The following is a 21,654-nucleotide window of genomic DNA, read 5'->3' as shown; positions in this document are numbered from 1 at the left end:
GTTGAATGTCTGGTTTATTGCGAGATGCGACTGCAGAAATCAAACGATGTACTCAAGGTCGGCTATGGGCCGTCCTTGATTGTGCAGACAGCCTTCCACAGGTCAAATGCAGCGCTGCATCCAGAGTCTGGAATGAGCTCAATGCGCATACCGCTGCTAGATGAACAAATGTCGGAAACCCGCCGTTAGAGAGCCAACTAAGCCGGTTTGATTTCCAGTGGGAACAACCTGTCATACGCCAATGTGAAAACATAGGTATAGGCAACAACGAAGGACGTGACGACGACATCTGTCATCAGAGCTTCCAGCAAACCAATGCCTAGCCACCAAGCGTAGATAGGAAGTGACGTTATTACCAGCGAAGCCTCAAATCCTATCGCGTGCAATATTCGCCCAAAATGCGAGCGTTGACTTGCAACGCGCCTGGCACGGGCATCAATTCTGTCAAAAGCCCAGTTATAGACAAGATTTAGAACCATCGCCTTGACCGCGAGGACGGCTCCAAGCGCACCAATTTCAGCAACCGGTTTGTCGAAGAAAGCAGCGCCGACGGGCACCAAAAATGCCATCAACAACAGTTCAAAGCTGATTGTATAACGAAGACGATCTTTGCCCGTTCTTAGAATGACTTTTTCCGACACGTCCAACTCCATTGCTGGATTGTGTTCTATTGAAATTATTAGATATTAGTAGTTAATTACTATCTGAAATTCAGATAGGTTTACTATGCCGTCACCTGAGAGTTTGCAGGCCTTTGTACTTGCCGCAGAGCTTGGCTCCTTCTCTGCGGCCGCGCGGAAGATGAAGAAAGCCCAGTCTGCGGTATCAACTGCAATCGCTAACCTTGAAATCGATACGGATCTTCAGCTTTTTGACAGAAGCAGCAGGTCCCCGACGCTTACGCAGGCGGGCCAATCGCTGTTACCCTATGCCAAGGGTATTTTGCTCGGGAAGCAGGAATTTCACGCCAAGGCGACATCTATGTCGGAAGGGATAGAGGACAAGATTAGCATTGCAATCGAACAGGGGGTCAACCTGACACCGGTTTTGGATGTGTTGAGCGATTTTTCAAATAAGTTTCCTGACGTTTCGCTTGAAATTCTGACCACCGGCCCAAACGATACGGCGACCTTGCTCAAAGAGGGGCGTGCAACACTCGGTCTCATGACGGAACAGGAAAGTTACCCGACCGGCTTTCAGTTTCGGGGTGTCGGATATTCGGCCTTGGTTCCGGTCTGTGGTACATCGCATCCGCTGACCAGACTGGACCAAGTTGCTCACCGAGACCTTAGGCAACATCGGCAATTAGTGCTCAGAAGCCGCTCACGTGATGTCCCTGGCCAGGTCGGTGAAATCAAGAGCGCTTCAATATGGTATGCAGAAAACCCCCACATGATCGTCGAATTGGTTTTGCGTGGATTGGGATGGGCAGAACTACCACTACCAGTTGTCAGAGAACTGGTAAGATCGAACAAACTGGCTCAAATGGATTATACGTTCCAGCAAAGTGACGCACTGGAAGGCATTGACCTTGTCTGGACGGAGCAACACGTTCTGGGCAAAGCAGGTCAGTGGGTTCAGAGGCAATTCTTTAACATCCCGCAAAATGTGTGGAAGGATTGAGACCATTTGAGACATTCCCGCGCTTGCGAATGTTTGGAAGCAGTAGGAGTGAACCGATTACGCATCAGCACCGAAACAGAGGACGTTACCGTCAGGATCCGTAACCTCAAATTCCCGCATCTCGTAGACAGTCGTCCATATATCTTTCGACAAGGCGCTACCTGAGTCGCGAATTTCCTGCGATAAGCCGTCGACATCATCCACGTGGAAGTAGGCACGCCAGTGGTTGTATGGGGCTTCAGCCCCATTGTGACCATTGACGAAAATGACGGCCCCATCGCGCTCGAAGATTCCAAAATTAGCAGGTTCACCGCCCTCTTCAACACAAGTGAACCCAAGAACTTCGGTATAAAACGCATGGGCCCTCGGATAGTCTCCGGTCCGCACGACCGGTGTTGCTGAACGGATCATGGCACATCTCCTTTTTTCCGAGCATGCGCGTGGGCGCTTCGTCGAGAAAGCCCTGAATGAAGATTCTAACGATATCGTTGATTCGGTTTCGGTGCTGGATTGGTTGGGTGGGCTTCGAGGCAACTTGGGTGAATGTGATCCGAAGCTCCGCCGGCAGATTTGTCCGCTACTGCCGCTAGTATCCCCAGTTGAAATGCTGCACAGCGTACGAAGGTCGGCAATGCGGGCGCAACCGCAGCATTTGAACCCCCGGTCCAATGTTTCCTTGGGGGCGTTCTGGCTTGGGTACTGTATCAGTGGACGCGAGTTGCTGCACCGCATCCGAATTCGGCTCAGCATTGGCCTGTCTTCATTGCCGCGGATTTTAAACACGTTCAGGTCCGCAGTGAAAGCCGGCAATAGACCTACAATAACCTGTCTAACCGACTGTTTCTGGGCATTTGACATCATCCTCGGTTGGTGAGTGAAACTCCGGCAATCACCAACGTACCACCCAGCAGCATGGAAGCCTCAACCGGTTCGTGCAAGACAGCAGCTCCAAGGGCCACCCCGAAGACAGGGACGAGATTGGTGAATACCGCAGTACGTTCAGGCCCAAGCGTTCGTACCCCCCGATAGTACCAAACAAATGGCACGACTGTTCCACCAATGGCCAGGTAGATGATGGCCAAAGTGCAGTTGAACGTGGGCAGTTGCAGCAGTTGCACGGGACCGGCCAGCGGCAACCCCAATGCCAGAAGTAAAAAACCGATCAGCGCAGCCCAAGTGGTTGCCGCCAGTGGCGAGACGCTTCCAAGCACTTTGCGTCCAAGAAGCGTATAGCCCACCCAACTGCCTACCGCAGCCAGCATGAACAGTTCTCCCTGCCCAAAACTCTGCCGGACGTCAGTTATCAGTCCGGTAACGTCCCCTCCGCTAATCACGATCACGGCCCCGGCTAGTGCTACACAAATCCCGGCAACTTGCCCAATCGGTAGAAGCCGCCGCGCAATCAGCCCCCCGGCCAAAGCCACAGCTATCGGATTAAAGGCAACAAACAGTGCCGTTCGCGAAGCTGGCATCTCCGCAAGAGCGGCAAAGAAGAACAGGTTGTAAAGGCAGACGCCTGACAGTCCCAGAAGCACCGTCAACACGCTCTGCCGCCAGGTGAGGCGGGGCAAGCCACCTTCCGTTTTCCACACGAGATAAAGCAATGCCAGCGATGCCAGGCCAAACCGAGCGGTTGCCGCGACCAGAGGGGGCATTTCACCCGAAACGACGCGACCGGCAACAAATGTGCCGCCCCACAGGAAGGCCACCATTGAGAGCCGGACGTAAAGCAAAGCGTTCTGCGGCGCTATGGGATATGACAGGGCTTGGGACATGGAAACACCTAAAACATCGGATTGCCCATGTCGAATTTCAGTTATATTGTGTTATAGTCAAATGAGTATTTACTTATGACTTTTGGTCAGCTTGAAATTTTCGCCGCTCTTGCCGAAACGCGTGGGTTTACGGCCGCTGCCCTGCGCCTTGGGATCAGCCAGCCCGCTGTGTCTCATGCCCTCAAAGGTCTCGAGGATGAACTTGGCGTCACGCTTTTTAATCGCACCGTGTCCCCAATCGAACTGACCCCGTTGGGCGAACGACTTCTATCCCGCGCGCGTGAAATTATTGGGCTGGCCGATGCAATGCATCAGGAGGCGTCGGAATATCGTGGAGTGCAGACCGGCAGACTGCGCATCGGGTCTTTCGGTGCGACGTCATCATTGCAGATATTGCCGCGCCTTCTCGAAGCATTTCACGCAGCCCATCCTGGTATCGAAGTGCTGATTGAAGAAGCCGCTGACGATGAGATTATCCGTTGGATCGAAGACCGGCGCATTGATCTTGGTTTTGTCGTGTTACCAGATGAACGCTTCCGGACCTGGCCTGTGGCACAGGACCAGTTTGTCGCCTTGGTTGCCGCTGACAGTACTTTGGCCAGGCAATCTTCAATCCGATTGGAAGAGCTGTGCGAAATGCCTTTCATCATGCCGGAATCTGGTTCTGCCCGGATCATTCGCCGTCTGTTCACGCAGTCCCGTCTTAGTCCAAATGTGCGATATCGGACATCGCAGATGCTAAGTACTTTGACCATGGTGGCACGCAGCCAAGGCGTCTCGGTCGTGGCCGAGATGGCCTTGCCGCCAACGAATGGTGAAGAAGGCTGGGTCAGCAAACCGCTGAATTCAGTCAGGACACGGAAAATTGGCCTCGCGATGCATCCGCACGCAACACCATCCCCCGCGGCGGTCGCTTTTGTTGAGGTCGTGGAAAAAAGTAGAGACGATCTTTGACGACGTGTGCAAGGGAAAGAAGCGAAGTTTCGATTTGAACTTTTAAGTTCGAACCTAACATTAGAAAACACTTCGTGAATGGCTGGTTTGTTGCGTAATATGTGAATTCGACCAGCCCGAGATTTTGCGCACGCAGCGAATGGCCGGTCTGGGAAGGCCGCACCGCAGCGCCGGGAAAGTGACGAATGTCGGCTTTGGGCCGTCTGCGCGATCAGGTGACGGCGGGGCAGGGGCCTGCGCTGCAAAGGCACCGAGGTCCGGAATGAGCCCAATGCGGACGTTTAGATGCAGCACAAAACCAGATACTGTTGAGCGCAATACATTGAATGTGACTTCAACTGGAAACACGAATAACGCCATGTTTTTAAGATCATCACATTACCCCGCTAGCCTAATAATTAGACGTTCCTTCCCAAGGCAGCATCCAACCAAGCCTGAATGCCTTGAAAATTCTGATTTATGCGTGAAACTTAAAGCATGAGTGAGTTTTTTGATGAAATGTTCAACGGCGATGGATCACTCAGGGGTCCATACGAAGAGATCGGCCGCTGGTTCAATGCTGAAGACGCATCACGACTGAGGGCGAAACAGCGCGAAGCCGAAGAAGTCTTTAGACTGACAGGCATCACTTTTAATGTATACGGCAAGGCCGAGGCCGAGGAACGTCTGATACCGTTTGATATCGTACCACGAGTTATTTCAGCGCGGGAATGGCAGCGGCTGGAGCGCGGTATCGAACAGCGGGTGCGGGCAATCAACGCCTTTCTCCACGATATCTATCACCGCCAAGAAATCGTGCGTGCCGGGCGTGTGCCGGCCGAGATGATTGCCGGGAACGAAGCGTTCCTGCCGCAGATGCTTGGCGTCTCGCCTCCCGGTCAGGTCTACACACACATTGTCGGGGTCGATCTAGTGCGAACCGGACCGGACGAGTTTTTCGTTCTGGAAGACAACGCCCGCACGCCATCTGGGGTCAGCTATATGCTGGAGAACCGGGAAACGATGCTAAAGATGTTCCCCGAGCTCTTCAGCGCGACTAATGTTCGGAATGTTTCGGACTACCCCCGCAATCTGAGACGATCTCTTGCTGCCTGCGCGCCAGCTTGCGCCGACGGGGAACCAACCGTCGCGGTTTTAACCCCGGGCATCTATAACTCGGCCTACTACGAACATGCGTTCCTCGCAGATCAGATGGCTGTGGAATTGGTCGAAGGCCACGACCTTCGGGTTGTCGACGGGCGTGTCTGCATGCGCACCACCAGAGGCTATAAACCCATCGACGTTCTCTATCGCAGAGTGGATGACGACTTCTTGGATCCGCTGAATTTCAACCCCGACAGCGCATTGGGCGTGCCGGGTATTCTGGACGTCTATCGCGCTGGCGGTATCACGATCGCAAACGCGCCGGGAACGGGTATTGCTGATGATAAGGCGATCTATTCCTACATGCCTGAAATCGTTGAGTTCTACACTGGTGAAAAGCCCCTGCTTCAAAATGTTCCCACTTGGCGTTGCAGCGATCCCCAGTCTCTGTCCTACGTTCTCGACAATCTGTCCGACCTTGTTGTGAAAGAAGTGCACGGGTCTGGCGGTTACGGGATGTTGATCGGCCCGACTGCCAGCAAGAAAGAGATTTCAGCTTTCCGCGACAAGCTCAAATCGCGGCCCGGGAACTACATTGCTCAGCCGACGCTGTCGCTTTCGACGGTTCCGATCTTTGCGCGCTCGGGACTTGCGCCCAGACATGTTGACTTAAGGCCGTTCGTTTTGGTGTCACCCGAAGGGATCAAGATCACGCCCGGCGGTTTGACCCGCGTGGCGCTTAAGAAGGGATCTCTCGTCGTGAACTCAAGCCAGGGTGGCGGGACCAAAGACACCTGGGTTCTGGAGGACTGACCATGCTGGGAAAAACTGCAGGTGGGTTGTTTTGGATGTCCCGGTACCTTGAGAGGGCGGAAAACACGGCCAGGCTGCTTGAAACAGGTCAGCGGATGGCGTTGACCCGTACTAAGAACTCCGCCGAGGAATGGGGCTCTGTTCTGAAAACGGCCGGCGTTCTGGATGCGTACTTCGCCAAATACGATGATGTTTCAAAAGACAATGCGGTGGATTGGGTGCTGCGCGATGCTGACAATCCATCCTCGATCAAGTCAGTCATCAAACAGGCACGAGACAACGCGCGCCTTGTTCGAACCGCGTTGACCCATGACGTCTGGAGTGCAGTAAACTCCACTTGGATGCAGATCGATGAGATAATGAAGCGCCGTGTGAATGAGCGTGATTTGCCTGCGACGCTGGAACTTATCCGCCAACAGGCGGCTTTGGTTCGTGGTGCCACATTAGGAACCATGCTGCGCAATGACATTTTCGACTTCACCCGTATTGGTACGTTTGTCGAACGGGCCGACAATACCGGGCGCATTCTGGACGTTAAGTACTATGTTCTTTTGCCCACGGCCTTTTCAGTGGGTTCATCACTGGACAATATACAATGGGAAAGCATCCTCCGCTCTGTTGGTGCGGGTGGCGGGTATCGAATGACCCATGGAGAGAAAACGCGGCCGTCTGATATTGCCCAGTTTCTGATCTTGGATCAGCGCATGCCTCGCAGCCTGCACTTTTGCTGCAGAAAAATTCAGGAGAACCTGTCATACCTGCAGAAAGACTATGGCTTTGCCGGGCCTTCGTGCGAGGCGTCTAAAGTTCTCTACGAGAAATACCTGGATCAGAAAATCTCCGATATTTTCGAGCTCGGACTGCATGAGTACATTCAGGATTTTCTGACAGATCTCGGCAACTTAAGCCGTCAGATAGAAATCGATTATCGGTTTTACGAGTAGCCAATGAAACTGCACATTCGACATGAGACACTATACGACTACGACGCGCCAGTTCCCTTCGGGCTGCAGCAGCTGAGGAAGACACCAAAGTCATTCCGCAATCAGAGCATTGTAAGTTGGAGCACCCAAATCACCGGCGGGCGCAAAGAACTGACTTTTGAAGACTATCACCGCAACACCGTGGAATTGATCAGTTTTGAAGCAAATACCCAGCGAATCTCGTTGATTTCTGAAGGCGTAATTGAGGTGGAAGACACACATGGCGTCTTGGGCCATCACGAAGGGTCGACGCCGTTGTGGTTATTCAAAAGGAGCACATCTCAAACAACGCCGGGGAAAGGGGTTGCCGATGTGGTAGAGGCGTTACCCAAAGGCGAGCCGCTGGAAAAGATGCATGCCCTATCCGAAAGAATTCGCACTCTGGTCGCGTACGAGGTTGGAAGTTCGCACCCGGGGTGGAGCGCAGAAGACGCTCTCAGCGCCGGGTGCGGCGTGTGTCAGGACCACTCTCATATCTTCATCACCTGCGCACGAAAGATCGGAGTGCCAGCACGCTATGTATCGGGTTACCTGATGATGAACGAAACAGAACTGCAGGACGCGACCCATGCCTGGGCGGAAGTGCATTTGGACGGGCTTGGGTGGGTAGGTTTCGACGTTTCAAACGGGATATCACCCGACGATCGATACGTACGCGTCGCGACTGGTCTGGACTATTCCCAAGCTGCACCAGTAATAGGGAACAGAATTGGGGCAGCGGGTGAGCAATTGACAGTGCAGTTGCAGGTCGCACAGCAGTAACGGAGAATTTGATGACCTATGCTGTGGGTATGCGGCTGAATCGCGGGCTGGTGTTTATGTCCGATACGCGCACGAATGCAGGCCTCGATAATATTTCTACGTTCAACAAAATGTTCAATTGGACGGTCGAAGGTGACCGTTCGATCACGATCCTAGCGGCAGGAAATCTGGCAACTACTCAGGCCACAATCAGCCTTTTGGAAGAGCGAACGAAAGCGCCAAAAGATCGCTCGCCTTCTATACTGGAAGCACCAACAATGTTCCAAGTCGCGCAATTGGTTGCGGCTACGTTGAACGACGTTATAGAAGAGCATTCCCGATCCGGTCAGCAAGCCGACAGCGCCTTTCATGCGACACTCATTCTTGGAGGCCAGATCAAAGGCGGCCCGTCTCGCCTGTTTCTGATCTACCCTGAAGGTAACTTTATCGAGGCCGGCGCCGACACCCCTTTCTTTCAGATTGGTGAGACAAAATATGGTCGCCCAATTCTGGTGCGCGCCTATGATCCGGAAATGAGTTTTTCAGAAACTGTAAAACTCTTGCTTGTCAGTTTTGACTCCACGATTAAGGCCAACCTGTCTGTCGGGGCTCCGCTTGACCTGCTTCTCTACGATGAAGACAGCCTTGACGGCGGTACGCGGTCAAGATTCGAAGCCGACGACCAATACTTTCGCATTGTTTCCGATGGATGGGGTGACGCGCTGAAATCGGCCTTGGCCAAACTTCCAGAATACAGATCGGGGCGAAAATCAAACGATTGAGTGTCCGCTTTGTCCGCAACTCGGTCGTTGCGCGGATTTTGTAGAACGTCGGCTCTTGGAACTGATCAGACATCGATTCAACTCGAACCAATGTCTGTTCTTTGCCTTCAGAACTTGCTGATGGAGTTGCCCCCATCGACAAGCATCGCACTTCCGGTAACAAATGAGGCGTCGTCCGACAGAAGAAACTGAGCTGCTGCGGCGACTTCGGAGGGTTCAGCCATGCGCTTGAGCGCATGAAGCCCCCTGACAACCTCATGGAAAGAGGCGTCTTCACCTGCCATAGCGGTCATCGTTCCACCGGGTAGAAGTGCATTGACTCTGATGCCCTCCGAGCCATGCTCAGCCGCCAGCACTTGTGTCATGCCGATCAAGCCTGCCTTCGCAGCAGCGTAGGCTCCCATTCCAGGAAGACCAATAGTGTGCCCGACAAATGACGACGTAAACACAATAGAACCACCACCTCTCTTGCGCAGCGCTGGAACCTGAAACTTTGCAGCAAAAAAACCACTGTTCAGGTTAACAGCTATCACTTTGTGCCAGTTGTCACTTCCCATATCTGGAATAGAACCCAAGTCGCCAGTGGTGCCGGCGTTGTTGAATGCTCCGTCTAAGCCACCAAAACTCTTTTCCGACAATTCAACGAGCGCACAAGCGTAAGCCTCGTCCGTGACATCGCCCGCAAGCGAAACAGCGTTGCCGTTGCCTTGCCGTATCTGCCCAACAATATCATCCAGTTGAGCTTTACGACGCGCGCCCAGAACAACGTTTGCTCCGCTTTTGGCAAAGAGAAAAGCTGCAGCAGCGCCGATCCCGCTGCTGGCACCAGTGATGATGATGGTCTTGTTTTCGAGTTTCATTGCCATGCCTTTCCTTATTTGCATGACACTCCACTAAGGTGGCGACGAACTGTTCTTCGACCCGATTCATGCGCATGCCCAACTGGCAGAATTGAAAGCGCAAGATTCGGGTCGGCCGGATGACAGAAAGACTTACGCTTTATTCCCACAAGCGAGTTGTATGCAAAAAATCATTTTAGAACAGTGCCCTAAGAAAATTCACTGATGGGCGCGTCACAAAACCTGACCGACAATCGTCACTAGTGCATAGGATAGTCAAACAAAGGAAAGTGACGATGAGTACTTCAACCGCAACTCAATATGAACAGACGATCCCCGACGTACTCCAGACAATGGGCAGCGTGCATCAGGTGCTCGACAACCATGGTCTTGATCTGAAAGTCCGCCACCTCGTTCAACTTCGGGCATCTCAGATTAATCGCTGTGGTTTCTGCATCAAAATGCACACGAAAGAGGCTCGGCAAAACGGCGAGACCACCGAGCGTCTGGACAGGGTGATTGCTTGGGACCAGGTGAGTGATTTCACCGACGCAGAGAAAGCGGCGCTGGAATGGACAGAGGCTTTGACGAGCCTGCACTTGAAATCAGACCTTGCGGCCATGCGCGCACGTTTGAGCAGGCATTTTTCCGACGCTGAGATCGGAGCGCTGACTGCCGAAATCGCCATGATCAATCTGTGGAACCGGATAAATGTATCAAAGCACTGAACTCACAAAGTCGGAACTTGATGCTTTCGAAAGCATGCGTCCAAGACTGTCGGGCCTCGCTTACAGAATTCTGGGGTCTCTAAGCGATGCTCAGGATGCGGTGCAAGACACGTTTCTCAAATGGGCGGGCACGAACCGTGCAGCGATTGAGAATCCAAGTGGTTGGCTTGTCACCGCTTGCACTCGGCGCTGCCTCGACATGCGACGCTCGGGCGACCGGGCACGCATGGATTACGTGGGGGCCTGGCTGCCGGAACCGATACAGATTTCCAGCGAGAATGATGCAGAGAAGGAAGCGGAGTTAACCTCCAGTCTTTCAATGGCTTTCCTGATGATGCTTGAACGGCTCACCCCAAAGGAGCGGGCGGCTTTCCTGCTTCACGACATTTTCGAAATGTCTCATGCCGCCGTCGCGGAAACACTCGACACCTCCGAAATTAGCAGCAGAAAGCTGGTATCTCGGGCGCGTGGAAACGTTGGCCGAGCGGTTACTCGCCACAAGGCATCCCCAGAGCGGCAGATGGCTTTCCTGACGGCGTTCAAGACGGCCGTTACGGAAGGTCGGATCGACGAACTTTCCCAGATGCTGGCCGCAGATGCTCGTCTGAGCGCAGATGGCGGCGGCAAGGTCCCGGCAATCCTCGAAGCGATTGAAGGCGCTACGCCACTCTGCAATTTCGTCTCCTCCAACCTACACCGATACTGGGTTGATCACGAATGGGTGCTCGTCAATCTAAACGGCATGCACGGTGCCTTGCTAAAGCTCGGGGAAACGACGACGGCGGCGCTCTCCTTTGCGTTCGACGATGCAGAGAAGGTTCAGGAAATCTACATCGTCCGAAACCCAGACAAACTCACCCATCTCGACGCGGTTCATATCCACTGATCCGCAAAATCGGAGACTATTCATGCGAAACGTTGTCCAAGCCATTGGAGCCATTGCGATGTATACACTTTCAACCAACCCGGGTTTGGCCGGTGAAATTCAAACCATCAACCCGTCGGCGCTCTATGATCCTGCGCCAAACGGATACAGTCACGCGATGGTATCAAACGGTCTTGTTTTTATTGCGGGTCAAGGCGGTGAGAACCAGAAAGGCAATCTCGCGCCTGATTTCGAGACGCAGGTCGCCCAAGCTTACCAGAACCTTGACATAGCGCTTGCGGCTGCCGGAGCAGGCCCCGAGCAAGTGGTCAAACTCACCACCTACGTCGTTGATCACGATCAGACGAAATTGGCGGTGTTAACACGTCAACTCAAGTCGGTCTTCGGAGATCATCTGCCGGCGCAGACGTTAGTGCCGGTACCAAGGCTTGCCCTCGACGGAATGCTCTTTGAGGTCGATGCCATTGCCGTTCTGGATTCTGGGAACGTGCAGCGCTGACTTGTCCAGCCACAACTGAAATCGCTGGGAGGCCCTGTGCAGGTGCCTCCCTATCAAGCGAAGGGCTCGCGCCTTGGTTCTCAGTTGGGTCTTGTCAGAATAACTTGGCTTGAGCGGGGTAGGGCGGTTGCATAGCATTTAGGAATAACCAAACCTGCCTCCTTCAAGTGCTTCAAAACCAGTCCCGAGATCATCCGCCTGGCGGTGATGCTGTACATCAGGTTTCCACTTTCGTTGCGAAATGTCGAAGATCGTGCTTCACGAGCGAGGCATTGATGTCAGCCATGAAACTGTCCGCTACTGGTGGAACAGGTTCGGCCCAGTGTTCGCCTCTGAGATCCGAAGAAAACGCGTACAACAGCTTCGTGTATTCTCTGAATGGAAGTGGCATCTGGACGAGGTGTTTGTGAAGGTGAATGGCAAGCGGCATTATCTTTGGCGGGCTGTGGATCACGAAGGCGAGGTGCTGGAAGCCGTTGCCACCAAACGCCCAAACAAAGCTGCAGCACTGAAATTCATCAAGAAATTGATGAAGCGCCACGGTTGTGCAGAGGAAGTAATCACAGACCGCTTCGCTTCCTACAAGGCGGCGATCAGAGATTTGGGTGCTATCGAAAAACAAAGGACGGGAAGGTGGCTCAACAACCGCGTTGAGAATTCGCACCTCCTGTTTCGAAGACGCGAACGCGCGATGCAACGTTTCAGGCGCATGCGAAGTTTGCAGAAGTTCGCGGCCGTCCACTCCTCCCTCTACAACAAATTCAACCAGGAATGATCGCTAGCCAGCCGAGACACCTTCAAGCTGACGCGCACCGCCGCTCTCGCTGAGTGGCGTCAACTCTGTTCCGGATAGGTTCACGGTTTCCGCGGCAAACTGAGACTGGTTCGAATTTGTCTGACAGCACCCTTCTATTTCCCACATTCATCTAATTACTGCTATATGTGAATTCTTTAATCGACGAGGACACAATGAACTCACTTACCAGAATAACAAGAGGGATAGGCGTCGCCTTCCAGGACGGTAGAGTGAAAGGCATTCTTGCTTTCACAATTGGAATGATTTTATGGGCCTCGATCTTTTATCACTTTGTCGAAGGTTGGAGTTGGCTCGACTCAATCTACTTTTCTGTGGTGACAATTTCGACCGTGGGGTTTGGTGACTTTTCACCTGAAACCGCGGCAGGGAAGATCTTCACAATGGTATACATCATTGTAGGTCTCGGTGTCTTCGTGACCGCGGCGACCACAGTTGCAGATACAATCTTGTCCCAAGACGACGAAAAAGCGGACAAATAGATTATCCCAATTTGGCCAAATCGAGTTCATGCCTAGGCATTGGTTTGACTGGGCCTCTCAAGCTGTGGCCCGGATTTCATTTGTGTCTTCAAGCTGATAGATGATCACTAAAATTCAAAAAAATATACATATTATGTTTTTTGAGTGTATCATTCGAAAATCATATGGAGGGATGGAATGGAAAAGACACAGGACGCAAAGATTGTCGATCTGGCGATACGATTGCTCTTTCTCGGACTATTCCTCTACAGCGCCCTGGTCATGGTGGCCCCGCTTGCGAGCGTGGTTATCTGGGCAACGATCCTCTGTGTGGCGCTTTACCCAGCATTTGATTGGCTTCAGTCCAAGCTGGGAGGGCGGAAAAAACTTGCCACGACGATCTTGGTTTTGTTGGGCCTTGTTCTGACCCTCGGGCCAGTTGCTACGGCGGTATCTGGTGCCGCAGAACTTGGGTCTGAATTCGCGGAACAAGCAGACAAGGGTGAGTTGAAAGTCCCACCTGCGCCCGAAGGGCTCAAGGAGTTGCCCTTGGTGGGAGACAAAATAGCCGATGTCTGGGGAATGTTTGAGCGCAATCTTGACGGCGCGCTTGCAAAATATGGCGCGCAAATCCTTGAGATCACCAAATCGCTCTTCGGAAAGGTGCTGGGCATCGGAATAGGGCTTCTTGGCTTAGCTCTGTCCGTACTGATTATGGGGGCATTGTTCAGCCCCGGGCCAAGTTTGGTCCAGGGTCTTCAGCGCTTTGCCAACCGCGTCTTTGCACCACGCGGCGGTGAATTCGTAACGCTGGCAGGCGCAACGATCCGGAACGTGACAAAAGGCGTGATCGGCGTAGCAGCCATTCAGGCAGTCTTCGTTTGGATACTGTTGGCTTTGTTCGGGATTTCTTCTGCCGCCACTCTGGCATTTATCTGCCTGATACTCTCGATTATCCAAATCGGGCCCGGATTGGTTCTAATACCGGTTATTATCTACGCATGGAGTTCCATGTCCGGCGGAACTGCTTTGATCTTCACCATATTGGCCGTTCCCGTCATGATAATGGACAGTTTCCTAAGACCCGTGTTCATTTCAAAAGGCCTTGAGACTCCCATGTTGGTCATCCTCATCGGTGTTCTCGGAGGTATGATGGCGTACGGTTTGATTGGCGTCTTTATGGGGCCGGTTCTCTTCGCTGTTTTCTATGAGCTGTTCAAGGTTTGGATTGATACCTCGCCCGAAGCCGAGGGCACTGCTGAAGGCGCGGCGAAATGAGGAAGACAATTTGGACAACCCTGGCGGTCATTCTGATTTTTCTTGTCTGGTACCTGGTCGCTGATCGGAAAACGCCATTTACCGGGAACGCCAGAGTAAAAGCCGTGGCGACCCAGATCGTCCCGCAGGTGACTGGAACTGTGACTGAAGTCTTGGTCGAAAATGGTCAAATCGTCTCGGCCGGAGATGTCCTCGTCCGGATCGACGCGCGACCCTACGAAATTCAGCGCGACAAGGCGGAAGCTGATCTCGAAGCAGCCACTCAAGAAGTGGGCGCATCTTCGGCAGAGGTAAGAGCGGCACAGGCCAAATTAGCAAGGGCGCAGAGCGATCTGGATACGATGCGCATTCAGACGGAACGCGTATTTGCGCTTGAAAAGAAAGGGTTGATTGCCGTCTCAAAGGCCGATGATGCTCGAGGGCAACTGGCAGAGTCCGAGGCAAACTTTGAGAATGCAAAAGCGGATCTGGAAAAAGCAAGGCAGAGGCTTGGTGAAGATGGGATTGAAAACCCGAAAATCCAGCGCGCGTTGGCGGCCTTGGCGGATGCGGAACTGAACCTTGAATGGACTGAACTGCGTGCTCCGGCGACAGGTGTGATCTCTAATCTGTTGATAGCCCCTGGAACGTATGCGCGATCCGGTCAGGATCTGTTGACATTTCTGGACGCAACTGACGTCTGGATCGAGGCGTATTTTACCGAGAATAACCTAGGAAGAGCTTCGATAGGGTCTCCGGTTGATGTGGTGTTGGATATGCATCCCGGCCAGATTGTTCCTGGCGTCATTGAGAGCTTTAGCGCGGCCGTTTCCCTAAGTGGCGGTGATGAGCCCGGGCAACTGGCGAGTCCGCCCAGTACCAAAGGTTTCTTGCGGGAGCCGGAAAGGTTCCCAGTCAGGATCGTATTGCCAGGCTATGAAGCTGGAAGTGCAGAAGATGATCTTCGCTTTCAGCTGAACGGGCAGGCCGATGTGATCATGTATCTAAGTGACAACTCGTTGCTGAATCTCGTAGGCCGCACCTACATCCGCGTGGTTTCAATACTGTCCTATGCGTACTGAGGACCAACGCTCTGTCGCCCGGCTTGCGGTGGGTGTTACCGGCGTCTTTTCCTTGGGCTTGTTTCTTGGCTGGCCACTTGCCGTCGTTGGGGCGGTGTTCACTGCACTGTTTTTGCAGGCGCCAGCCGCATTGCCTCTGGCAGCATTTGCTAAGCTGTTTGTCTTTTCGATTGGATTGATGTTCATTTCGTTCCTGGTGTCGTCAATCTTCTCACCATATCCTCTTGTTTTTCTCATTCTGGTGGCCATAGGAATAATCCTGTCTTTCATGTGGTCGGTTTCCGGAGCCGGAGTTTTACCGGGCGTCATTGCCCTGATGGGTGCACTGATGATCCCGAACTTGGTTTTGCAATCACAGGATCTGGCCTTGGTGCTCGTGTATTGGATACCGTTGAACCTGCTGTTTGCGGGCTTTGTATCGACGCTGATGTTCGTGTTGATACCCGCTGAACCTCAAACGCCCGCTCAAAAGAAGGCCGCATCGTCGCCGAACTTCGACCCACATCGCCGAATCGTCAGGATGTCGCTTGTAACAGTGCCGTTTGCCATGGCGTTTTTTGTTTCCGGCGCATCTGCATTACTAGTTCTGTTTTTTGTCGCCCTACTGAGCCAGCAACTTGCGGCAATGCCCGCTGCAGGCAAAACAGTTGCAAAAGCTATGCTGACGGCAAACCTTCTTGGGGCGGCAGTATCCATCATTTGTTATGAAATAAACGTAATAGCTCCGGTTATTCTCACCCCCATTTTGCTGTGTTTTTTCTTTTGCTTGACACTCGGAGCACTTGGAAAATCTCAAGTTCCGCTCGCCGCCGCCGCCGGCTCCGCTATTACAACGGCTCTGATTGTATACGGCGGGTCGGTTGCACCGTTTTCAGACGAGGCTGACGTCAAGAGCATCACTCGAGTTTTGCAAGTTGCCAGCGCCGCCTTCTTTGTAATCATCGCATATGTCGTGGTGGATGAATTCTGGCCGGAAAAAGAGCGCCAGGCGACTCAATGAAGTTAGTTGCGATGTGGCGTGGTTCTGAAAGAAGTAGAGTTTCCAGTGTGACTACATTTATTTGATTTTTCCGGTCCGAAAGAAGTCAGCTTTGTCCGCGTTGCGCTTGTCGCGTAAAGGCATCTTGAATGGCAAGTTTCGCAACCACCGGGTGATTGGCGATACCGTGGCAAATTGCGAACTTTATTGCATGGGTGTTATGTGAAGTGATCTCAGGTTGAGTGATCAACTCCCCTGCGGACCAGACGAACCAGCAACTCAATCCGCCGGATAGCAGTCATTGATCCTGTGCGCGAGGAACGTCTGATTCGAGCCCAGTTTGACCGATGTTGCAATGCGCATGGATGTCTGGTCACAGATTTTGCAAGGATGACGTTGATTGAGCGTTTTGCATGGTTGGATCTTAGGCAGACCTGGATTTGTTCATTTTCCGGTGTTGTCGAACTGATAACCAGGAATAGAAAGCATAGCCAATCCGGAGAAATTGGGGGTAACGCAATCCCACGCGGTACAAGCGAAAGGCTTCAATCATTGATTTCTCTAACAATAAAAAATGCCCCCAGACTTGGGGGCGAGAGTATTAAGAGGAGCGATTATTAGGGATGCCTTATTGTGGATGCACAACCAAAGTGCCGGACTTCATGGCGTCGATCAGTTTGTTGACTTCATCCACAACGCCCACCGGGATATCTGGGTGGAACGACCCGATCCGCATGGCCAGTTCATTGCCCATATCCGCCCGGTAGAGCGCACCTTCCAGTTTGCCAGCAGCTGCCAGTTCCAGGTAGGACCGCATGTTGCCTCGGACATCCAGAATAGCGGACTGCAGGATTTTCGGCCATTCGTTGATCGCATCGCGATAGATGCCGATGCCATAGACGCCTTTTTCCTGAACGGCCTGCATGGAGCCCAGCGTCGCACTGTCCATTGTCGGCCAGACAACATCGGCGCCTTGGGAAATTTGGTTCAAGGCAGCTTCCTTGCCTTTGGCGATGTCATCCCAGTCGCCAGTCCAGGTAACCAGAACTCGGACCTCCGGATTGGCCGCTTTGGCGCCCGCTTCGTAGCCGGCGACCGTGTCGGTCGTGAATTTGAACTGCTGCGCGGCGATGATGCCGATGGTGCCTGTGTCTGACATAGAGCCTGCGACGTAGCCCATCAGATAAGCGATTTGGCTGAAATAGAAATCCGCGTTGGCAATGTTGTCTTTGGTGCCCAGCCCGTTGTTCACCATGAACATGGTTTCCGGGAAGCGTGCTGCGACACGTTCCACTGCGTCCTGGAATTCTCCGCCGTGACCGATCACAAGGTCATACCCCCGGCGTGCGTAGTCACTCAGAACTTCGATTTGTTCCGGCTGATGCACACTTTCGGAAAATGCGGCTTCAAAGCCGAGCGCTTCACCTGCCTTAGTAAGACCTTCGAATCCGGCCTGGTTCCAGCCATTATCAGAAATCGATCCGGGCATAACGATCGCGGCGCGTTCGATCCCCTCAGCGGCCGCTGGCCCGGCCAACATCAGTGCCGCAAACCCAGCCAATAGTTTGGACTTCAATTGCATTGTTGTTCTCCCATATTGGATATGTGTTGTCAGGGTGACGGGAGGATCGCGACGTGAAAAACGATGGTTTCTCACGTCACGGCTGAGATTTATCGATGCTCTCGGTCGTAGGGCAGTCCGACGCTTGCAGGTGCGCTGGCCTTGGCACCGAGGACCACGAGTGCGATGAGCGATGCGAGGTAAGGCAAGATCAGGAAGAGCTGATAGGGAATCTCTGGCGAGGTGAATTGCAGTTTAAATTGCACCGCATCACAGAAGCCGAAGAAAAGCGCCGCGCAGATCGCGCCGATGGGCGACCAACGTCCTAAGATGATTGCCGCAAGCGCAATGAAGCCCTTGCCCGCGCTCATGCCTTCCGCAAACACATAGACTTGCGACAAGACCAGATGCACCCCTGCCAGCGCAGCGAGGACTCCGCTGACTGCAATCGCGAGATATTGCATGCGAAAGACAGGAACCCCGGCCAAGTCCGCGGCCTTCGGGTTTTCGCCAACGGCGCGCAGGTCCAGACCCTTGTGGGATTTCATCAACCAGAACCAGGCTGCTATTGCCAATCCGATCAATAGGTAGAACAGCGGATCCTGGGAAAACAGGGACGGGCCAACGACGGGAAGATCTGACAAGAAGGGAATATCGATCTGCGAGAATCCGTTTACCCGCGCCCCTCCGGCCTGAGCCCCGAATATTTGACGGGACAGAAAAGCTGTGAGTCCGGCCAGCAGCAGGTTGAGCGCGATACCGCCAACCAGCTGGTTGATGCGCAGCCGGATCGACATGTACCCAAGCAGCAGGCCTGAGATCAGGCCGCAAATGATCCCGCATCCGAGCCCGATTAAGGCAGAGCCCGTTGCGAAAGAACCAGCAGCGGCGCCAAGCGCTCCGACGAGGATCTGACCTTCGAGGCCGATGTTGTACAGCCCGCCACGTTCCGCAATCACCCCGCCAACGGCCGCAAAAGCAATTGGCGTACCCAATCGGGCGGTTCCGGCAAGGACGTCGCCCAGCAAAACAAGATCAATCATAGCCTATGCCTCTTTCTTTTGTCGTTGTGTTTGGCGGCGCAGCCGCAGGTTTTTTGCCAGGGGTTTCAGTATGGATGTTGACTTGGTTTGCGGTGTCACGAGGGCGGCGGCGACCAGAACCACAACGAGCCCCTCGACCACTTCGATGACGGAACTGTCGACCCCGACGGCACGTTGCATCGTTCCCGCGCCAGCAGAAAGCCCGGCAAGGAACAGCGCGGTCAAAGGCGCGACGATTGGGTTAAGAGCCGCAAGGAAGGCGACGACAATTCCGTCATAGCCGTAGCCATCGCTAAACAGGTGAAACAGGCGGTACTTCAACCCGATCACCTCGATTGCGCCGGCCGTGCCTGCAAGGCTGCCGCCAATCAACATGGCGCGAATGATGGTCTTTTTCTGGTCCACGCCGGCATAGGCCGCAGCGCGCGCATTGCGCCCCACTAGGTCTAGGTGGAAGCCCGATGGCGTGAAGCGCAGCCAGAAATACAAGATAACCGTCATTGCCAGCCCAAATACAATGCCCACATGGGTATCAGATCGCGGTATCAGAATAGGCAGACGATAGGCTTCTGAGACTTCCTCGGAATAAGGATATGGCGCACCTTCGGCCAATAGCGGCCCAGCCACGGCGTAGCTGACGATGTGGATCGCAATGAAATTCATCAGCAGTGTGACAATGACCTCATTCGTGCCCCGATAGGCTTTGAGATACGCAGGAATTGCCGCCCAGAACGCCCCACCGGCGGCGGCGGCGATAAATATCAGCGGCACGCCCAATAGACCGGGCAGATCGGGGATCGCCAAAGCAAAGACGGCGCCGAACAACCCACCAATATAGATCTGCCCCTCGCCACCGATGTTGAACACACCGGCACGCATCGGAATGATCACGGCCAGCCCCGCTAGAAGCATCGGCGAGGCTTTGACCAAAGTATTGGAGAAACCCCAGTAATTCAGGAAGGATTCCAGAAACAGAACCTCATAGGCCTCAAACGGGTTGTGCCCGTCGAGCAGGATCAGCACGCCGCCAACGCTCAGCGCTAAAAGTAAAGCAATCGCAATCCGGCGTTGCATGGTAAATCTGTTCATTGTACCTCCTCCGGCGCTGCGGTCATCAAGAGCCCGATGTCTTGAAGAGTTGTGTTTTCTGGATCGACAACACCCGTGATCCGGCCAAAGGCCATCACGGCGACGCGGTCAGAGATGTCGAGCACATGTTCAAGTTCAGTGGAGATATAGAGAACCCCCACGCCGCTTTGGGCGACGGCACGGATCTTGTTCTGAACAAATTCCGTTGCGCCGACATCAAGCCCTTTAGTCGGCTGTACGACGACCAAAAGATTGCGTGCCCGGGCCACTTCACGGGCCAGAACGATCTTTTGTTGATTGCCACCGGATAGAGCCGAGGCGTTCAATTTCGGGTCAGGGGGCCTAATGTCAAAGGCCGCGACCACGTCGCTTGCGATCTCGTGCATCGCGCGCCGGGAAATCAGACCGCCAGACATGAACCTGTCTTCGCCAATGGATCGAAAGGCTATATTTTCTTCGACACTGAGCGACAGGACCAAGCCTTCTGCATGGCGGTCCTCGGGAACGAAGCCTATGCCATCTGCAATGCGCGAAGCGATGGAGGCGCTTGATATCTCCGTGCCATAAAGGTGGATGGCGCCGCTGGTTTGTCTTTTGAGGCCGGTGATCACCTCGCTCAACTCCGTCTGGCCATTGCCGTCGATCCCAGCGATTCCAAGAATTTCGCCAGCCTTCACGGAGAGGGTCAGATCCTGCAGGATTTCCGCGCCGCCTGGATCGATCAGGCAGACATCAGAGACAACCAGAGCGTCCGGTGCTGAGCTGGTGTCGTTGCGCGCCTTTTTGACCTTGGGCGTCTCGACCGTTTCGCCGGTCGGCTTGTCTCCCATCATAAGCGCTGACATCTGGGCCATAGGCGTGGTCGCAACCGGAAGGACTCCCTCGACATGCCCATGTCGCATTATCATGACGCGATCGGCAATTTCGCGGATTTCATCGAGCTTGTGGCTGATGAAAAAGACGAGGCAGCCGTTGGCAACTAGCTTGCGCACCCCTTTGAGAAACGGCGTAACTTCGGTCGGGGCAAGAACGCTGGTGGGTTCATCCAGGATCAGGATCGATACATCGCGAAACAGCGCCTTAAGGATCTCCACCCTTTGCTTCATGCCCACAGGCATTTCCGTGACGCGGATGTCGAAATCGACGTTAAAGTCAAAGTCGCTGCAAAGCTTCCGAATGCGCGCCCGCGCTTCGGCACCCCTCTTTGTGCTGGGCAAGCCGATCAGAATGTTCTCTTCGGCGTTCATCGCGCCGACCAGGCTGAAATGCTGGTGGATCATACCGATCCCATGCTCAATAGCTTTTGCTGGGCTGGTCACCGAAACAGGTGTTCCGCCTAGTTTGATTTCGCCGTTATCGGGCTGATACAGGCCGATCAAAACGCTTGCGAACGTGGTTTTCCCCGCTCCGTTCTCGCCCAGAATCGCAATGCACTCGCCCTTCGAGGCCAGCAGATTGACATCGTGCAATGCACGAACGGCGCCAAACGACTTGTCGATGCCGGTGACTTTCAAAAATGGATCCAAGACAACCTCCCAACTTTCACGCAAATTCAAGAGAGAATGTCCTATCTTCTCAAATTAGATGTTTTCACCTCATAGCTGAGAAATTCGTCCACATGAGAACTGGCAATCGGGTTAGAGTGGAACGACGAAATAGCAT

At 53.6% G+C, this 21,654-nt stretch carries 21 protein-coding genes and 1 pseudogene; 14 read left to right on the top strand and 8 right to left on the bottom strand.

Annotated elements, in window-relative coordinates; translation table 11 throughout:
- Positions 1-197 precede the first annotated feature (197 nt).
- Positions 198-641 (bottom strand): PACE efflux transporter, encoded by a 444-nt coding sequence (locus AB1A64_RS09885; protein WP_366551250.1) that lies wholly within the window; start codon positions 639-641, stop codon positions 198-200.
- Between the two features lie 85 nt (positions 642-726).
- On the opposite strand from AB1A64_RS09885, the gene AB1A64_RS09880 reads away from it, so the two are divergent.
- A complete protein-coding gene (locus AB1A64_RS09880) occupies positions 727-1,623 on the top strand; it encodes a LysR family transcriptional regulator (protein WP_366551249.1) in 897 nt (298 codons plus the stop codon).
- 57 nt (positions 1,624-1,680) lie between these two features.
- On the opposite strand, the gene AB1A64_RS09875 is transcribed toward AB1A64_RS09880, so the two are convergent.
- Both AB1A64_RS09875 and AB1A64_RS09870 read right to left on the bottom strand, forming a co-directional pair.
- Entirely contained in the window at positions 1,681-2,034 is a 354-nt protein-coding gene (locus AB1A64_RS09875) for a glyoxalase superfamily protein (protein WP_366551248.1), read from the bottom strand.
- A 446-nt stretch (positions 2,035-2,480) separates the two neighbouring features.
- Positions 2,481-3,398 carry a DMT family transporter gene (locus AB1A64_RS09870; protein WP_366551247.1) on the bottom strand — a complete coding sequence of 306 codons (918 nt, stop codon included), beginning with the start codon at positions 3,396-3,398 and terminating at the stop codon, positions 2,481-2,483.
- 75 nt (positions 3,399-3,473) lie between these two features.
- Here AB1A64_RS09870 and AB1A64_RS09865 point away from each other — a divergent pair, with 75 nt between their 5' ends.
- From AB1A64_RS09865 to AB1A64_RS09845, 5 genes are all read left to right on the top strand, one after another.
- Positions 3,474-4,352 (top strand): LysR family transcriptional regulator, encoded by an 879-nt coding sequence (locus AB1A64_RS09865; protein ID WP_366551246.1) that lies wholly within the window; start codon positions 3,474-3,476, stop codon positions 4,350-4,352.
- 477 nt (positions 4,353-4,829) lie between these two features.
- Complete coding sequence (locus AB1A64_RS09860; RefSeq protein ID WP_366551245.1) at positions 4,830-6,248, top strand: circularly permuted type 2 ATP-grasp protein; 1,419 nt, start codon at positions 4,830-4,832, stop codon at positions 6,246-6,248.
- A gap of 2 nt (positions 6,249-6,250) precedes the next feature.
- A complete protein-coding gene (locus tag AB1A64_RS09855) occupies positions 6,251-7,192 on the top strand; it encodes an alpha-E domain-containing protein (protein WP_366551244.1) in 942 nt (313 codons plus the stop codon).
- Between the two features lie 3 nt (positions 7,193-7,195).
- Complete coding sequence (locus AB1A64_RS09850) at positions 7,196-7,993, top strand: transglutaminase family protein (RefSeq protein WP_366551243.1); 798 nt, start codon at positions 7,196-7,198, stop codon at positions 7,991-7,993.
- Positions 7,994-8,004: 11 nt separating this feature from the next.
- A complete protein-coding gene (locus tag AB1A64_RS09845) occupies positions 8,005-8,754 on the top strand; it encodes a peptidase (protein ID WP_366551242.1) in 750 nt (249 codons plus the stop codon).
- A 107-nt stretch (positions 8,755-8,861) separates the two neighbouring features.
- Here AB1A64_RS09845 and AB1A64_RS09840 read toward each other — a convergent pair whose 3' ends face one another.
- Complete coding sequence (locus AB1A64_RS09840; RefSeq protein ID WP_366551241.1) at positions 8,862-9,614, bottom strand: SDR family oxidoreductase; 753 nt, start codon at positions 9,612-9,614, stop codon at positions 8,862-8,864.
- Between the two features lie 275 nt (positions 9,615-9,889).
- Between AB1A64_RS09840 and AB1A64_RS09835 the strand changes: the two genes are divergently transcribed.
- From AB1A64_RS09835 to AB1A64_RS09800, 8 genes and pseudogenes are all read left to right on the top strand, one after another.
- Positions 9,890-10,321, top strand: a complete 432-nt coding sequence (locus tag AB1A64_RS09835; RefSeq protein WP_366551240.1) for a carboxymuconolactone decarboxylase family protein — start codon at positions 9,890-9,892, stop codon at positions 10,319-10,321.
- Entirely contained in the window at positions 10,305-11,207 is a 903-nt protein-coding gene (gene sigJ, locus AB1A64_RS09830) for an RNA polymerase sigma factor SigJ (protein ID WP_366551239.1), read from the top strand. The genes AB1A64_RS09835 and sigJ overlap by 17 nt, the downstream gene beginning before the upstream one ends.
- Positions 11,208-11,229: 22 nt before the next feature.
- A complete protein-coding gene (locus AB1A64_RS09825) occupies positions 11,230-11,706 on the top strand; it encodes a RidA family protein (protein ID WP_366551238.1) in 477 nt (158 codons plus the stop codon).
- A gap of 144 nt (positions 11,707-11,850) precedes the next feature.
- Positions 11,851-12,559, top strand: a pseudogene (locus AB1A64_RS09820) (IS6 family transposase).
- Positions 12,560-12,732: 173 nt separating this feature from the next.
- Positions 12,733-13,002, top strand: coding sequence for a potassium channel family protein (locus AB1A64_RS09815; RefSeq protein ID WP_366551237.1), 270 nt, complete (start codon positions 12,733-12,735; stop codon positions 13,000-13,002).
- Between the two features lie 177 nt (positions 13,003-13,179).
- Positions 13,180-14,259 carry an AI-2E family transporter gene (locus tag AB1A64_RS09810; RefSeq protein ID WP_366551236.1) on the top strand — a complete coding sequence of 360 codons (1,080 nt, stop codon included), beginning with the start codon at positions 13,180-13,182 and terminating at the stop codon, positions 14,257-14,259.
- Positions 14,260-14,363: 104 nt separating this feature from the next.
- Positions 14,364-15,320, top strand: coding sequence for an HlyD family secretion protein (locus tag AB1A64_RS09805; protein ID WP_366551235.1), 957 nt, complete (start codon positions 14,364-14,366; stop codon positions 15,318-15,320).
- Positions 15,310-16,320 carry a DUF2955 domain-containing protein gene (locus AB1A64_RS09800; protein ID WP_366551234.1) on the top strand — a complete coding sequence of 337 codons (1,011 nt, stop codon included), beginning with the start codon at positions 15,310-15,312 and terminating at the stop codon, positions 16,318-16,320. The genes AB1A64_RS09805 and AB1A64_RS09800 overlap by 11 nt, the downstream gene beginning before the upstream one ends.
- Before the next feature lie 607 nt (positions 16,321-16,927).
- Here the strand turns inward: AB1A64_RS09800 and AB1A64_RS09795 are convergent.
- The 4 genes from AB1A64_RS09795 to AB1A64_RS09780 all read right to left on the bottom strand — a co-directional run bounded on the left by AB1A64_RS09795 (position 16,928) and on the right by AB1A64_RS09780 (position 21,548).
- Positions 16,928-17,881, bottom strand: coding sequence for a BMP family protein (locus tag AB1A64_RS09795; protein ID WP_366551233.1), 954 nt, complete (start codon positions 17,879-17,881; stop codon positions 16,928-16,930).
- An 89-nt stretch (positions 17,882-17,970) separates the two neighbouring features.
- Positions 17,971-18,903: an ABC transporter permease gene (locus AB1A64_RS09790; RefSeq protein WP_366551232.1), complete on the bottom strand. Its 933-nt coding sequence runs from the start codon at positions 18,901-18,903 to the stop codon at positions 17,971-17,973.
- A gap of 3 nt (positions 18,904-18,906) precedes the next feature.
- Positions 18,907-19,992, bottom strand: a complete 1,086-nt coding sequence (locus tag AB1A64_RS09785) for an ABC transporter permease (protein WP_366551231.1) — start codon at positions 19,990-19,992, stop codon at positions 18,907-18,909.
- Positions 19,989-21,548 (bottom strand): ABC transporter ATP-binding protein, encoded by a 1,560-nt coding sequence (locus AB1A64_RS09780; protein ID WP_366551230.1) that lies wholly within the window; start codon positions 21,546-21,548, stop codon positions 19,989-19,991. Before AB1A64_RS09780 ends, AB1A64_RS09785 begins: the two co-directional genes overlap by 4 nt.
- Positions 21,549-21,654: the final 106 nt, after the last annotated feature.

It is taken from the genome of Ruegeria sp. ANG10, from assembly GCF_040705255.1.
In the GTDB taxonomy this organism is placed as follows: domain Bacteria; phylum Pseudomonadota; class Alphaproteobacteria; order Rhodobacterales; family Rhodobacteraceae; genus Ruegeria.
This window is presented reverse-complemented; position numbering and strand designations above follow the sequence as displayed.

Coding starts and splice junctions, on each gene's coding strand:
- AB1A64_RS09880 (WP_366551249.1), top strand. CDS start 727: ATGCCGTCACCTGAGAGTTTGCAGGCCTTTGTACTTGCCGCAGAGCTT.
- AB1A64_RS09875 (WP_366551248.1), bottom strand. CDS start 2,034: ATGATCCGTTCAGCAACACCGGTCGTGCGGACCGGAGACTATCCGAGG.
- AB1A64_RS09870 (WP_366551247.1), bottom strand. CDS start 3,398: ATGTCCCAAGCCCTGTCATATCCCATAGCGCCGCAGAACGCTTTGCTT.
- AB1A64_RS09865 (WP_366551246.1), top strand. CDS start 3,474: ATGACTTTTGGTCAGCTTGAAATTTTCGCCGCTCTTGCCGAAACGCGT.
- AB1A64_RS09860 (WP_366551245.1), top strand. CDS start 4,830: ATGAGTGAGTTTTTTGATGAAATGTTCAACGGCGATGGATCACTCAGG.
- AB1A64_RS09855 (WP_366551244.1), top strand. CDS start 6,251: ATGCTGGGAAAAACTGCAGGTGGGTTGTTTTGGATGTCCCGGTACCTT.
- AB1A64_RS09850 (WP_366551243.1), top strand. CDS start 7,196: ATGAAACTGCACATTCGACATGAGACACTATACGACTACGACGCGCCA.
- AB1A64_RS09845 (WP_366551242.1), top strand. CDS start 8,005: ATGACCTATGCTGTGGGTATGCGGCTGAATCGCGGGCTGGTGTTTATG.
- AB1A64_RS09840 (WP_366551241.1), bottom strand. CDS start 9,614: ATGAAACTCGAAAACAAGACCATCATCATCACTGGTGCCAGCAGCGGG.
- AB1A64_RS09835 (WP_366551240.1), top strand. CDS start 9,890: ATGAGTACTTCAACCGCAACTCAATATGAACAGACGATCCCCGACGTA.
- sigJ (WP_366551239.1), top strand. CDS start 10,305: ATGTATCAAAGCACTGAACTCACAAAGTCGGAACTTGATGCTTTCGAA.
- AB1A64_RS09825 (WP_366551238.1), top strand. CDS start 11,230: ATGCGAAACGTTGTCCAAGCCATTGGAGCCATTGCGATGTATACACTT.
- AB1A64_RS09810 (WP_366551236.1), top strand. CDS start 13,180: ATGGAAAAGACACAGGACGCAAAGATTGTCGATCTGGCGATACGATTG.
- AB1A64_RS09800 (WP_366551234.1), top strand. CDS start 15,310: ATGCGTACTGAGGACCAACGCTCTGTCGCCCGGCTTGCGGTGGGTGTT.
- AB1A64_RS09795 (WP_366551233.1), bottom strand. CDS start 17,881: ATGCAATTGAAGTCCAAACTATTGGCTGGGTTTGCGGCACTGATGTTG.
- AB1A64_RS09790 (WP_366551232.1), bottom strand. CDS start 18,903: ATGATTGATCTTGTTTTGCTGGGCGACGTCCTTGCCGGAACCGCCCGA.
- AB1A64_RS09785 (WP_366551231.1), bottom strand. CDS start 19,992: ATGAACAGATTTACCATGCAACGCCGGATTGCGATTGCTTTACTTTTA.